The organism is Actinoplanes sp. G11-F43, from assembly GCF_050589265.1.
In the GTDB taxonomy this organism is placed as follows: Bacteria; Actinomycetota; Actinomycetes; order Mycobacteriales; family Micromonosporaceae; genus Actinoplanes.
Genome location: NZ_JBNZCE010000015.1, coordinates 224,352 through 238,108, shown reverse-complemented (window position 1 = coordinate 238,108; position 13,757 = coordinate 224,352). Strand labels below are relative to the sequence as shown.

Genomic DNA, 13,757 nt, shown 5'->3' with positions numbered 1-13,757 from the left:
CGATTTATTCACCTCCCGTGGGTGAATTGCCGCAGCGATTTCGCCGTTCTAGAGTCTAGTTTCCGATCTTCCGTTGGCGTCCCGCCGGCTTTTCCGCCGGCACTCCCGGTCAGTTCCTTCCTCGACACCCTCCGGCACTTCCGGCGGTTCCTCCCTCGGTCCCTCCTTCGGTTCTTCCCCCGGCTTTTCCTTGGTTCTTCCGTTGGCTCTTCTTTGGCAGGTGACAGTGGTGCGGAGCAGGCTCGACGAGTTGCGCGGAAACGGGCAGGCCAAACGCCACAACGCGCGTACCATCGCCGCCCTCACCGGCAACCCCGGCTGCAACCGGCGGGCCGTCCTCGACGCGGCCGGCATCGACAAGACGAAACTCGCCGAGCGGGTCGGATTCCCCGGCAGTTTCGGGCAGTCGCGGTTCGCGCTCTCCCGCGGCAACGCCTTCGAGGCCATGCTCAAGGCTGACGACTGCGCCCTGCTCCGCACCGTCCTCGACGCCGACGCCGGTTTCGGATACCAGGACCTGGGTGTGGACAGCGACGACACCCTCGGCGCCCGGCACTCCCGCACCGCCGAGCTGCTCGCCACGGCCCGGGCCGCCCTGGTCGATCACCCGCTGCTCACCCTCCAGGTGGCCGGCCAGACTGTCTACCTGGAGCCTGACCTGATCGCCTGGGCTCGTCCCGTCCGCGATCAGGAGGACTCCGCAGTCGGCCGGCAGGATCATCCGGACCAGTCTGACCATTTCGCCAATCCGTATAAATCGGATAATTCGGACTATACGGATGATCGGAGTCAGTCGGATCGCGCGGACCGCTCGGATCGCTCGCAGGGCCGCCCGCGGTACCAACTTCAGGTCGTCGAGATCAAGTCCTTCGCGATCATCGACGATCAGGCCGAGAGCGCCAAGGTGTCGGCCGCCGCCGTCCAGGCCGCCGTCTACGTCCTGGCACTCCGCGACCTGCTGACCCGCCTCGGCCAGGACCCGTCCCTGGTCAGTCACGAGGTCGTGCTGGTCTGCCCGCGCGACTTCACCCTCCAGCCGGTAGCCGTGACCCTCGACGTCCGCAAACAGCTCTCCACCCTGCGTCGCCAGCTCTCCCGCCTGGCCTCCGTCGAGAGCCTGGTCGACGCGCTGCCCGGCGACATCACCTTCGACCTGGCCCTGGAACCCGCCGACCTGATCTCGGCACTGGGCCACATCGAACCGCGCTACGCACCGGAGTGCCTCTCCGCCTGTGAACTCTCCGTCTACTGCCGCAACGAGGCCGGTGACAGCACGGCGGCACTGGGCCGCAGCGTCCGGGAGTCGCTGGGCGGCATCGAGACGGTGACCGAGGTGCTGGCCCTGGCCGAGGGCCGCCAGACCCCGACGGAGGAGCAGAGCGAGGCGGCGACCTTGCTCCAGGCCGCCCTACGGTTGCGGTCCGAGGCCCTTTCTTGAGTACGCCCACGGCCCCCGCCTCCCGCGTCCCGTTCCGAACGACGCCATCCGCAGCCCGCTCCTCCCGCGTCCCGTCCCGAACGGCGCGATTCACAGCCCACTCCTCCCGCGTCCCGTTCCGAACGGCGCGATCCACAGCCCGCTCCTCCCGCGTCCGGTCCCGGACGGCGCGATCCACAGCCTCCTCCTCTCAGATCATGTCTTCTGGTCGTCCCATGGCGGTGACTCGGTGAGCACACTGACCGCGCTGGCCCGCGCCCAGGCCGTCGTCGCCGGTCGGGCCCAGCCCGTTGCCACCGTCCGTCACCTGCACGTGCACGACCATCCGCTGGTCCTGATCCCGCTGGCGATGGCCGGTGAGGCGCACGCTCCGCTGGCGGCGATGGCCGGCACCGACCCGGCCCGTCCCCGGCTCTTCACCGTGACCCAGCCCCGCAACCGGGACGAGCGTTTCGCCTTCGCCGCGGACCTGGCGGCCCTGCTCGTCCCGCACATCGACTCGTTCGCCACGGACACCGAGGACGTCCCGGTCGACCGGGGCAAGGACGTGCGCCAGCGGTACGTCGACGCACCCCAGCTCTGGGTCCCGAACCCGGCTGGCATCGACTTCCTGCGGCTCTTCGGCCGGTCCACCCGCTTCCTCAAGATCGACGGCGACCACCCCGTCCCGCCCGCGGTGCCGTTGCTCGGCCGCTGGCTGACCTTCTTCGGCAACAGCGCGGAAGTCCCCGGATCGGCGCTGCTGGTCAACGCGGTGCAGGCGCTCGGCCTGCACTGGGTGACCGGGCAGAGCGGCGCCGAGGACGCCCAGTTCGGCGTCCAGCTCGCCTGGATCGAGGCGGGTGCCGCCGCCGCCCGCGAAGCCGAGAACGGCCCGGTCGCCGGCCCGGCCACCGACCCCGACTTCGACAACCGGGTGCTGGCCCCACTGATCGAGCGGTCCGCCCCGGAGCTGCCCCAGGTCCTTCACGACCTGCTCCTTCCCACCTGGCACCGGATGTGGCGTGCCATCAACCTGCTTCGTACGCTGCCCGCCGGTGAGCGGGTGCGGTCCCGCTGGGATGCCGACCGGGACGCCTTCACCGCCTTCGCCCAGAACCTGGCCGAGGGTGGCCCACCTCAACCACGCCGGGACGGTGCGGTGGCCGCCGCCGCCCGTCTCCAGCGTCTGGAGAGCGCCGCCGCCCGCTACGCCGTCCAGCGCGCCTTCGACGACCCGCTGGTGCTGGCCGAGTACCGGCTGACCGGCTCAGCGTTCGCCGGCATCGTCACCCTGGCCAACCCGGACCGGATCGACGACACCGGCCGCCGTCCGGTACTCCGCCCCCGGATCATGGTGCACACCACCGAAGCGGTCCGGATGGAACCCGGCACCTCCCTGACCTCACCCGCCCGTCCCGCCCAGAAGGCGAAGGTCATCTCGATCACCCCGGCCGCGGGCGGCCACGACGTCCTGCTGGAACTGTCCGGAGGCATGGGCCGCCGCCTGGTGGCCGAGCCGGGCAGCGTCCCCGCGGTGGGCGAGCCGATCACCCTGACCACGTTGAGCGAGGCGTACCGCCCGGGCGGCAGCCTCCCCGACCCGTCCGAGACCCCGTGGACCCACGGCGGCCCACCGGTCTACGACCAGCCCACCGCGCCACCGACATCCGCAGCCCCGGAGTCCGTTCCGGCGGCCGCCGGCGGCCCTGCGGCTTCCGCCGATCCCGGGGTGCCGGATCCACCGCTTCTTGATCCGCCGTTGCCCAGTTCTCCCGTGACCGGTGAGTCCGCCGACCCGCCGTCAGCCGCAGATCCCGACCCGGCTCGCACACCTGATCCCGCCTTCGAATCCGAGCCCGAACTCACCTACCGGCCCGGCATCACCCCGGATCCGACCGCGACCGTCTGACACCCGCGTCCCGGCCGGCACCCACCCACCGTGGCGCGCCCGGGTCAGGTCAGGTGGACCAGGAGCAGCGCGATGTCGTCGCTGCGGCGTGGCGCCATGGCCAGCAGCCGGGTGCAGAGTTCGTCGGGTGGCCGTCCCGCGTTGGCCGTCAACACCGCTGTCAGGCGGGCGATGCCGTCGTCCAGGAGTTGTTCGCGATCCTCGACCAGGCCGTCGGTGTAGAGGATCAGCGTCGAACCCGGTGGGACCCAGCGCCGGGCGGTGGTCCGCGACTCGTCCCGGGGTGGCAGGCCGAGCAGCGGCTCCGGCGGCACCCACCAGACCTGGACGCTGCCGTCCGGCTGGAGCAGCAGGGGCGGCGGATGCCCGGCGTTGGCGAAACTGACCTTGTATCCGGAAACGGATCGCCGGACCCGGGCGAGCACCGCGGTGGCCGACGCCGGGACACGCAGCCCGGTCAGCGTCCGGTCCAGATCGGTGAGCAGCGATCCGGGCTCTTCGTCACGGCCGTAGGCGTCGCCCCGGACCAGATTACGCAACTGCCCCATGGTGGCGGCGGCCTCGATGTCGTGCCCGGAGACGTCGCCGACCGCGACCATGACGCTGCCGTCGGGCTGGGCGAAGGCGTCGTACCAGTCACCACCGACCGCCGCGCCGTCCTGGGCCGGAAGATACCGGGCGTGCAGCTCGATCCCGGGGATCGACGGCAGTTCGGTGAGCAGGCTGCGTTGCAGCACCTCGGCCATGTGCCGCTGCTCCCGGTAGAGCCTGCTGTTCTCCACGGCCAGGCCGGCCCGTCGCCCGACCTCGGCGGCCGTCCGCTCCTCGGCGGCGGTGAACGTCTCCCGGTCGGGCCGGTTGACCAGCAGCACCGCCCCGATCGGGCGCCGTCGCACCGGCGACAGGATCGGCACGATCATCGACGTCCCGAACCCGGCCCGGTCGGTGATCGCGGCCACCTCGGCGTCCGAGATCCGGCTCGGAATGCCTGATGGCCGCACCGGCCGCCCGGCCCGCTGCGCGGCGAGCAGCATGGCCCGCAGGTCGGCACGGGCGTCGGTGGCCAGTTCGGTCAGGCGGGACATGTCGGCGGCCCGTGCCGGGTCCCGGTGGGTGGCCGTGACCAGAGCCGGACCGCCCGGGTTCTCGGCCACCGCGACCACGCACCAGTCCGCGAGGGTGGCGGTGACGATCCCACCGAGTCGCCGCATCGCCTCGTCCATGTCCATGGTGGCGGCCAGCGACTCGGTCAGGTCGGCGAGTAGTTCGAGCTGCCGGTGGGCCGACTCGGCGGTGCGGCGGGCCTCGTCCGCGGCGGCCCGGGCGATCCGCAGGCACACCTCCGAGGAACAGACCTCGGCGAGCTCGCTGAGCAGGGCGACCTCACTCGGGGTCCAGACCCGGGGCTCCTGGTCGACGGCGCACAGGGCTCCGACGATCAGGCCGTCGGAGTCGGTGATCGGCGCTCCCGCGTACGCGATGGCCCCGATCTCCTCGATCACCGGGTTGTCCCGCATCCGTGGGTCGTCGCGCACGTCGGGGACGGCCAGCATCGCTCCGGCCGCGACCACGTGCCGGCTGAACGAGTGGGTCAGCGGCATCTCCCGGGCCGAGGCCAGTGGATCGGGCACGCCGGTCTGCCCGGACAGCACCTGCCGTTCCGCGTCGACCAGGCAGACCGCGCCGATCGGCGCGTCGACCAGCTTGCGAACCAGCATGGCCACCCGGTCGAAGGCGTCGTCGGGCAACGGGCCACCGGAGATCCGGCGCACCGACTGCAGACGTCGCGGATCGCTGAGCACCCTCCGGTCGGCGTCGCCGATCACGTCCCACTGAAGCACATCGCCCCCCGGCCGTTCCGCACGCCAGGTTACCGGCGTGTGGGCGGGACGAGCCTTTCCCAGGGTGACCCGATCATCCGTTTCACCGGGGCCGAACGGCCCATCAGCCCCCACGGCACGCCCGACGAACGGCTGACCCGTCCCTGTTCCCCCGCGCCGGGCGAACCGGGCCGTGCCCGTCCCGTCACATCCGGCGAACGGCCCGTCCCACGAGGTGAGACCCCGGCCCTGTGCGTGTCGCGGTGTCTGGTGCCGGCGCCACCGGGTCCGCAGCGCCGCGCTGGTGGCCGCAAGCGCCAACGGAGTCGCTCCGATAGCCGCGAGTGCCTGCGATGTCGCGCCCGTGGCCGTGGGTGGCCGCGATGGCGCGCCGGTAGCCGCGGGTGCCCGCGATGTCGTGCCGGTAGCCGCGGGCGCCCGCGGATCTATGCCGCGTGTGGCGGGTTCGTTTCGATCGGATGCCGGCGGCCGGCGGTCAGCCCGGAGCGGATCGTGCCGCGGATCTCCGCCCAGCCCAGCCCCGCTCGCCGCGCCGCGGCAGTCAACTCCCGCCGGACCTCCGACTCGGCCAGCAGGCCGGCCCCGACGAACCGGCCCAGCCCGAAGGCCGCCCGGTTCAGCGTGTCGTTGCGGGTGCCCTCCACGGCGCTCGCGACCCGGGCGGTCTCGGCGTCGAGAGCGGCCTCGGCATAGCGGTCCGGATGTGTGATCGGCTCGGATCGCACGGCTGGTGGCGGCGGGCCGGAGATCAGGGCCAGCAGAGCGGCCGGCACGACCGGCAGGGTCACCGCGGGCCGCCGGATCCAGCGGTAGTCGGCACCGCGGGCATGCCGTGACGGCGGGGCCAGGACGTAACCACCCGCACCACGCCAGTCCAGCCCGGGGACCAGGCGGACACGATTGCCCCACCCGGTCGGGCGGAACCAGAGGTGCCGCCCGCCCCCGCCGCTGCGCACCTGTGGGCCGGGCGGCACGTCGCCGCCGAGGAGGTGCCGCAGCCCGTGCCAGCCCTCGGCCGAGTCGACGTCGGCCACGTCCATCACCACGCCGGTGCGCAGACCCACGTTGGCGCGCGGCCAGAAGGTCCACCAGAGCTGTATCTGCTGTGGGTCGGTCGAGGCCTCGGTGAGGCCGTGCCGGAGCCGTGGGTGCTTGCCGGAACTGTCGCATCTCGCTCCTCTGTCACACGAACACGCACCGCCCCGGTCAGGCGTGTGCACCGGCAGGACGGGGATCCCGTGCCGGGCGTACGCCAGGGCGGTCAGGAGCGACATTAGAACAAACGTACGACAATTTTCAGCCCCTCGGCAGGGTCCGCAGCACGTGCGCGATGTGGTGCGAGGTGCTCCAGGCGATCCAGCTCGCCGAACTCCCGGCGCCACGCGCGGTCCGGGCCCGGCGGGCGATCTCGGCGTCACCCCAGGAGTAGCGGGCACCCGCCGATGGCCACTGTGGCGAGGTCACCAGGGTCCGGCAGAGGTCGTGGCACCGGTCGTCGCTGCGGCCGCCGCGCCGGGCCCAGCGGTAGATCCACCAGTCCCGGTCGGTGGTGTAGCGCAGGGTGGGCAGTTGCCGGTGATGCTGTACACCGAGGCGCCGGACCGGGGATGTGACGCCGTAGTCCGCGTACCCCAGTCCCGGCTCGCCCAGGCGTGCCCAGGCGCGGGCGTCGTGCCGGCCCACAGTGACCGGGCGATCGGTCGGCAGGCCGTCGAGGTCGGGCGGCATGGCGCCGGCCGCCACGCTCACCGAGCGCCACGGCGACGCCCGGGCCCAGCGCAGCACCCGCCGCGCGCGTTCCTCCACCTCGGTCGGGTGTGGCACGCAGGCCGTCTCGGCCAGGTCGATCAACAGGTCGACCCGGTCGGGGTCGAGCGCGGTGGCGCGCAGCACCCGTTCGGCGACGGCGTCGGCCTCGGCCGGATTGCCGGCGTCCGCATGCGGACGCAGACGCAGCACGGCGCGGCGCAGGTGCATCCGCGCGGCGCGGCCGTGGGCGGAGAGACGAAGACCGCTTTCGTACGGCCGGAGCACCGGAATCATCGCGATCCCCAGCCCGGCCAGTAGTCGTGCCAGCGGCTCGGGATCCCCGCCCGGCTCGGGAACGTGCCCGAAGTCGACGGCGATCGTCTCGCTCCGTGGCCGCAGCTCACGGATCAGTGGACCGAGCCCGTCGTCGGGATCGGCCTCCACGATGGGGGAGACGCGTCCGGCCTCGTCGTCCGAGAGGTGTGCCAGGGCGGTGAGCTCACCCCGGCGAGACCGCAGGATCGGGCGATACACCCGGTCGCGCTTCATTCACCCACAGTAGCTTCACGATCGATATAAATGGGCGAGCATCGATTGGTTGGCCTCCCATCCGTCCGGGAATCTAACCGGAACGTTCAAATGCACCGGCTCGGTCGACGGGTGCGCGTCCAGCAGCTCGGCGATGCCGGCCCGGGCCACCATCACGCACGCGTGCCGATGCCGGGACGCCAGCACACAGAGCCGCCCCGACTCCAGGTGGAAGGCGGTGGCGTCCCGTCGGCCGGAGAGCGGATGCAGGACCACGGTCAGGTCGTACTCCCGGCCCTGCAACCGGTTGGCGGTGTCGACGGTGACCTCGGCGGCCTCTGGTGGCAGCATCGACCGGATCACCGCGACCTGGTCGCGGTGCGCGGCCCCGACGGCGATCCGATCAGGCGTCAACGGCCCGGTGCCGGACTCCGACGAGGCAACGCCCTCCCTGGTCAGCGCCCGTGCGGCGAGTGTCGCGCAGGCGGCGGCGGCCTCCGCGTCGGTCCGCACGGTGAACCGCTCGGCCAGCTCGTGCAGCCCCCAGCCGGTCGCCGCCGCGGAGTCCAGCACCTCGTCGAACGGATCACGCGCGGACCGTCCGAAGGCGAGCGTGCGATCACCCGGCCCGGTCCCCGAGCGGAACTCGGTGAACGGGTAGAACGCCCGGGCCACCACCGGAGCCGCCGAGGCCGGCAGCCGCCAGGAGACCGGCAGCCGGTGCAGCGGAAGGTCCGGATTGTGCCGGAGCAGCACCGCGACCGCGCTCTGCATCGGATCCCAGGACAGGCCGACCCAGCGGTCCACCTCGACCGTCGAGAACGGGTCGAGCTGGCCGGGATCGCCCACGAACAGCGCCCTTTCGAACCGTGACGCGACGCGTAACAGAGCGTCCGACCTCATCTGGTACGCCTCGTCGACGATCGCCCACGGCCAGGTGCCCTCGGTCACCGTCGCCCACTTGGCGGCCGTGCCGATGGTGACCGGCGGTGAACCCAGGTCGCCGACCTTGGCCGCCACCCGGCAGGCCGGATGCTCCTTCACCCGGGTCGACGGCTCGTAGTCGACGGCGGACAGGCGGCCCACCGCCAGCTCCGGAGAGCGCACGCCCAGCCGCTCGATCAGGTCGTCCACCTGCTCGTTGGTCTGGGCCACGATCATCAGCGGATCGCCGGTCGCGGCCAGCTCACCGGCCGCGCGCACGACCAGCGTCGACTTGCCGGCACCCGGCGGGGAGTCGACGACCACCCCGCGGTGGTCACCGCTGGTGAGGTCGCCGAGGACGGCGGCGATGACTGTCGCGGCCTCCTCGGCCGGGCTGACGAGCGCGTTGGAACCCACCCCGGCACGGTAGCGCCCGCGGCGGGCCGAACGGCCGCGACACCGTCCGCCTGTGGACAACGCGGAGTTATCCACAGGCCTTCTCCGCACCTCCGCCGACCTCGCTACCGTCGGTCGCGAAGTCATCACGATGGATGGAGGCGGCTCCATGTTCGATGCGCGTGGCCTCGGCGAGGCCGAGAGACTGATCGACGAGTGGCGGGGTGCGATCGAGGTGCGGGCGTCACGTGCCCGTGAGCTGTCGTCCCGCCTGGCACTGCTCACCGAGACCGCGCGAAGTCCCGACGGCCTGGTCACCGTGACCGTCGGTGCGGGCGGCGACCTGACCGGGCTGGATCTGGGCGAGGGCATCCGGCAACGGCCCGCGACGGTCACCGCGCGGGAGATCATGACGACGCTGCGGGCGGCCCGGTCCGCGATGGTCGCGGCCGTGACGGTGACGACCACCGAGACGATCGGCGCCGACTCGGCCACCGGGCGCGCGGTCATCGAGACGTTCGCGGCCCGGTTCCGCCCGGAGGACGGCTGCCGTGACTGAGCCGCTCCAGGTCCGTCAGCCCGAGCTGACGGCGCATGCGCGCACCGTCGAGGCCGTCGCCGGTCAGGTGGCTGTCGCCGGCGCGGCCGGTCGTGCGGTCCGGGCCGGTCCCGGGGCGTACGGTCGCTTGTGCACGCTGGTCCCCACCGCGCTCGGCGCTCTGCAGGACGTGCTGACCGCGGCGATCGACGCCACCGCGGCGGCGCTGCGCGACGGTGGTGCCGGTCTCCGTGCCAACGCCGACGGCTATACCGCCGCTGACCAGCGCCGGGCCGACGCCTTCCGAGCCGTTCCGGGCCGGAGATGACCGCGCCGGGTGATCCGTTGGTCTCCGCCGCGACCGCTGCCGAGCCGGACCCCTGGGCCGGGGTGGCCCTGGCCGAGGACGTGCGTGACATCGACGCGGCGGTGCGCGGCGGCAGCTGGGTGGATGGCGCGCTGGCCGGCACGGCGGGTGCGCTCGACGGTCTGGCGGTGGCCGTGGACCCGCTCGGTAGCCTCGCACAATATGGGGTGGCCTGGCTGATCGAGCAGGTCAAGCCACTGGCGGAGGCGCTCGACTGGCTGGCCGGCGACGTGGCGGAGATCTCGGCCCACGCACGGACCTGGAGCAACGTGTCCGGCGCGCTGACCGCTGAGGCGGAGGCACTGGCCGGGGCCGCGAGATCGGAGGTGCCCGGCTGGAGCGGGACGGCCGCCGAGACGTACCGGGCGTGGGCCGGCCGGCGGGAGGCCGAGCTGCGGACGCTCGGCACCGCTGCCGGCACCGTGTCCGCGATGGCCGAGGGCGCCGGCGGGTTGGTCGGCTCGGTCCGGCTGATGATCCGCGACGCGATCGCTGTCGTGGTGGGCCGCCTCGCGCTGTACGCGGCTGAGTTGGCCGCCACCCGAGGGCTGGCACTTCCGCTGGTGGTGGGGCAGGTGACCGCGTTGTGCGCGTCCTGGGCGGCCCGGATCAGCCGGTGGCTGAAGGGCCTGATCGACAGCCTCCGCAATCTCGTCTCCCACGGCGACCGGATCCAGGACCTGATCCGTTCGCTCAGGTCCGCCGGCAGCGGCGCGGAGAAGGGCGGGAGCCCCGGTGCGGTGGGTGCCGAGACGGCCGGTACCGGCGCGGGCGGCGTGGGAGCCGCGGGCAATGCTGAAAGCGGCGGTGTCGGCGCGGGTGAGCCAGGCCCCGGCGGGAGTGGACCCGGCGACGGCGGGGGAGATGGCGGTGGGCCGGGTGGGTCGGCTGACGGGTCCGGATTCGATGCCGGACGGGACCGGAGCTCGCTGGGTGTGGGTTTCCGGGCCGGGGTGGACGATCCGGAGGGCCTGTTCGCGGGGAAGGAGCGGTCGATCGCCGATCTGCTCGCGGAGGAGGGCCGGATGGTGCATCCGCGGCGGCGGGTCGAGGATGTGACCGGTCTGACCAGTCCCGACGCGATGGTTCGGAGTGGACCGGACGATCCCGGGGTGGTCACCGAGTTCAAGACGCCGGAGAGCGCGTCCAGCTCCAGTGTGCGGTCCAACATCCTGGCCGCCGGTAAACAGCTGGGTCCGCACGGCGGCGGTGAAGTGGTCATCGACGGGCGGGTGGCCGGCCTGACCGAGGAGGTGGCGCGGCACGGCTGGGCCCGGGCGGCCGGCCAGGCGAGGGCGCACGGTTCGGCGCTGCCGGATCGGGTCCGGGTGATCCTGGCCGATGGAACAATGATCGAGTTGCCTTAAGGATGGCGCCGGTGTCCACACAAGAGCACGTCTACTTCCAGGCGGATCACGGTCCGCCACGGTTCGCCGCCGAGATAGCCCCGGTGGTCGGCATGACGGTCATCCGTGGCGATGGCGGCGAGACCTACCTGAGCCGGCCACTCCCGGACGGCGGTCAGGTCGGTGGGGAACTGCACGCCAACGATCTGGTGGAACCGGGCGAGCCGTCGTTCCTCGACGTCTTCCCGCTGGTCCTCGACGTGGGGATCACGATCCCGGGCCGGGGCCGGCAACTGGCCGTGGCCCGGGCACTCTTCACCGAACTGGCCGGCGTCTCACCGGTGCCGGTGGCTCTGGTGCGTGGCTACGACTTCCTGATCGGAGTGGCGGGCCGGACCACCGGGTTGATCTGGTTCCCCGAGGGCGTCACACCATATGCCGAACACCGCGACACGTGGTTGCCCTTCCAGCCCATCCCGCCGGTTGGTTCGCCCTGAGCACCGGTTCCACATCTTCGTTTGCGGACGGCGATGGCATTCGACGTGCGGTCCCCCTAGGAAGGAGGAGGAGGCGCCGCGCCGCCCGGCTCCGGCCTACAACGCTGGCACCGGCCTGCGACGCCCAGTTCCGCCCCCGACATTGACTCCAAACCTGTGACGCCGCTACATAGGCTCCTCCGGGCTGGTCACGCCGTCTCCGCACTGCGACACCGCCTCCGGCCCGCAACGTCGGCTCCGGCTTGTGGCTTCGACCTGTGGTGTCGCTACGTGTGCTCTGGGCTGTGAGGCTGTGCCGTCGGCTCTGGCCTGCAATGGCCTGTGACGGCCTGTGACGGCCTGTGACGGCCCGCGACAGCGCGCGACCGCCCGCGACCGCCCGCGACGGCGCGCGACGGCCTGCGACGGCCCGCGACGCCAGTTCCGGTGGTGCCGGGATCTGGTGGCTTGGCGGCGTCAGGGCCTTAGTGCGGATCGGGTGGCATGGGATCGATGGTGATCGGGGGCGGGAAAGGATGTCTGGGGAGTTGGGCAGCGTACGAGCGTTGCGGAAACCAGGAGGGGTGGCGTGCGGGGGCGGGTGAGATCGGAGTGGGTGGGAGATGGTTCGGTCCTCACCTTCCGTGGTGGTCGCTGAGAAAGTGGGAAGCGGCTATTGGAGTCGGTGATGGGCGGTGACCACTTCCGGATGGGGGCTAATTGGCGGTGCGCCAAAATAGCTTTCCCGCATGCGGTGGGAATCTGCGTGGGTGGGAATCGGCGATTGTTGGGAATCTACCGAGGGGTAGGTTTGAATGGCTACAGCGGCGGGGGCGGCGGTTGATTGCCGCGAAGCGGGCGAATGGGGCGTCCGTTAATGATCCGGGTTCGCCTGGTTCTCACGTCGGCTGTCGGACTGGGGACATTGCTCCGGGCGGTCGTTGATCTCGGTCCTGGATCGATGAGGTTCGCTCGCGGTGCTGACCTGCGTGGGCGAGAGAGCGCTTCCCCTCGGAAGTCGGGGCCGCCGCGCTGCGGATCGTCGTGAGTCCATGAGTGAACTGACGGGAATCCGACACTTGAGCGCTGTCCCCGAGGGGCCTGTCCCCTCGGGGTCGCCGGAAACGCGGATCTTGGTGAAATGGGACGCGTGTACTGCAATTGATTTCACCATCCGCGCAGTCCGGCGAGTGTGCGGCTAGTTGATCATTCGGTGTGGAGTGTCGCAGGTGGAGCTGTGTTTGATCACGGGATGTGAAAGGTTGTTCTCCCGCGTGTCACCGCTTGGAAATATCTCTCGGGTTGAATATCGGGTACCGGTGAATAGTGAGACGATCGTGCAAGTTGCGTGAGAGCGTCGCCGCGCAAGTTGCACGTTTTGCGATCCACCACCCCGCTGCTCCAGTGTTGTGGCCCAGCGCTGATCGACATGTTCGATTTCATTCATGTTTGTATTTGTGATCTCGTTCGCACCTCTTCCAGTCGATCATTGGAAGTGCAACTCTTCTAGCCAGCAGTGACGTCGGCAACACGGACGGTGGTGGTGGGGAATGCGTCCAGACGTTCTCGTCGGTCCGAGCGAGTGGCTGATCGAGCAGTTCGGTGACAAGGTCGCCGACGAATTGTGGACCCGGGTGCCGGAGGCCTTGAGCACGGCGATCGATCGCGAGGTCCACGCTCATCCAGCCATGACCCAGGCCATGGAACGTGTGCTGGCCAACCCCCGATGGGCGTTGCCGTACGAGGAGTTGGTCCTGTTTCTAGGTGCCCTGCCCGGCGCTGAGATCATCAGTGTGCCGCGCTCGGTCTACCAGTTGGTCCTGATCAACGGGCATGTGATCGTGCCGTGGTGCTACGGGCAGTCGGCCCGGGTGTCGATGCGCGACGCCGAGGTCGGGCGTTCGTTCGGGCGGCTCGCCCGCGAATTGCTGCGCCGGTTCGGCCCGCCGTGGCGACGCTCACCGGTCGAGGCTCCGCTGCCGCTGGACTCGGTCGACGAACGCGAGGTCGCGAAGATCTGCGCGGCCATCGCCCAGATCGTTCCGAAGCCCGAGGTGGTCATCGCCGGTTACGCGGGCGCCCCCAACCTGGGTCTGCTCCGCGCGTGCCTGGGCGAGATCAAGTCCACCGACAACGGCATGCTGAGCTGGAGCCACCTGGACGACCTGCCGCTCCCGCCGCCGGCGATCCCGCGCCCGCGCCGCATGCAGTTCCCCTGACGAAGACACCACGCGGTGCGCTCGGGAAAGATGCCCCGGCGCGC

The 13,757-nt window shown here is 71.4% G+C and carries 11 protein-coding genes; 7 read left to right on the top strand and 4 right to left on the bottom strand.

Annotation, left to right across the window (positions count from 1 at the left end; all coding sequences use genetic code 11):
* Positions 1-229: 229 nt before the first annotated feature.
* The gene (locus ACQ0O7_RS17625; RefSeq protein ID WP_430783179.1) at positions 230-1,438 is read left to right on the top strand and encodes a hypothetical protein; all 1,209 of its coding nucleotides are present in this window, start codon (positions 230-232) and stop codon (positions 1,436-1,438) included.
* A 229-nt stretch (positions 1,439-1,667) separates the two neighbouring features.
* Positions 1,668-3,329 (top strand): hypothetical protein, encoded by a 1,662-nt coding sequence (locus tag ACQ0O7_RS17620; protein WP_430783178.1) that lies wholly within the window; start codon positions 1,668-1,670, stop codon positions 3,327-3,329.
* 44 nt (positions 3,330-3,373) lie between these two features.
* On the opposite strand, the gene ACQ0O7_RS17615 is transcribed toward ACQ0O7_RS17620, so the two are convergent.
* The 4 genes from ACQ0O7_RS17615 to ACQ0O7_RS17600 form a co-directional block, all read right to left on the bottom strand.
* On the bottom strand, positions 3,374-5,170 hold the full coding sequence (locus ACQ0O7_RS17615; protein ID WP_430783177.1) for a GAF domain-containing SpoIIE family protein phosphatase: 1,797 nt from the start codon (positions 5,168-5,170) through the stop codon (positions 3,374-3,376).
* Between the two features lie 425 nt (positions 5,171-5,595).
* Complete coding sequence (locus tag ACQ0O7_RS17610) at positions 5,596-6,444, bottom strand: bifunctional DNA primase/polymerase (protein ID WP_430783176.1); 849 nt, start codon at positions 6,442-6,444, stop codon at positions 5,596-5,598.
* Positions 6,445-6,466: 22 nt separating this feature from the next.
* Positions 6,467-7,468, bottom strand: coding sequence for a beta family protein (locus ACQ0O7_RS17605; RefSeq protein WP_430783175.1), 1,002 nt, complete (start codon positions 7,466-7,468; stop codon positions 6,467-6,469).
* A 15-nt stretch (positions 7,469-7,483) separates the two neighbouring features.
* Positions 7,484-8,788, bottom strand: coding sequence for an AAA family ATPase (locus tag ACQ0O7_RS17600; RefSeq protein WP_430783174.1), 1,305 nt, complete (start codon positions 8,786-8,788; stop codon positions 7,484-7,486).
* Between the two features lie 148 nt (positions 8,789-8,936).
* Here ACQ0O7_RS17600 and ACQ0O7_RS17595 point away from each other — a divergent pair, with 148 nt between their 5' ends.
* The 5 genes from ACQ0O7_RS17595 (at position 8,937) to ACQ0O7_RS17575 (ending at position 13,713) form a co-directional block, all read left to right on the top strand.
* Positions 8,937-9,326 (top strand): YbaB/EbfC family nucleoid-associated protein, encoded by a 390-nt coding sequence (locus tag ACQ0O7_RS17595; protein ID WP_430783173.1) that lies wholly within the window; start codon positions 8,937-8,939, stop codon positions 9,324-9,326.
* A complete protein-coding gene (locus ACQ0O7_RS17590) occupies positions 9,319-9,633 on the top strand; it encodes a type VII secretion target (protein WP_430783172.1) in 315 nt (104 codons plus the stop codon). Before ACQ0O7_RS17595 ends, ACQ0O7_RS17590 begins: the two co-directional genes overlap by 8 nt.
* A gap of 17 nt (positions 9,634-9,650) precedes the next feature.
* The gene (locus ACQ0O7_RS17585) at positions 9,651-11,039 is read left to right on the top strand and encodes a hypothetical protein (protein WP_430783171.1); all 1,389 of its coding nucleotides are present in this window, start codon (positions 9,651-9,653) and stop codon (positions 11,037-11,039) included.
* Between the two features lie 11 nt (positions 11,040-11,050).
* Complete coding sequence (locus tag ACQ0O7_RS17580; RefSeq protein WP_430783170.1) at positions 11,051-11,515, top strand: hypothetical protein; 465 nt, start codon at positions 11,051-11,053, stop codon at positions 11,513-11,515.
* A gap of 1,529 nt (positions 11,516-13,044) precedes the next feature.
* Positions 13,045-13,713, top strand: coding sequence for a hypothetical protein (locus ACQ0O7_RS17575; protein WP_430783169.1), 669 nt, complete (start codon positions 13,045-13,047; stop codon positions 13,711-13,713).
* Positions 13,714-13,757: the final 44 nt, after the last annotated feature.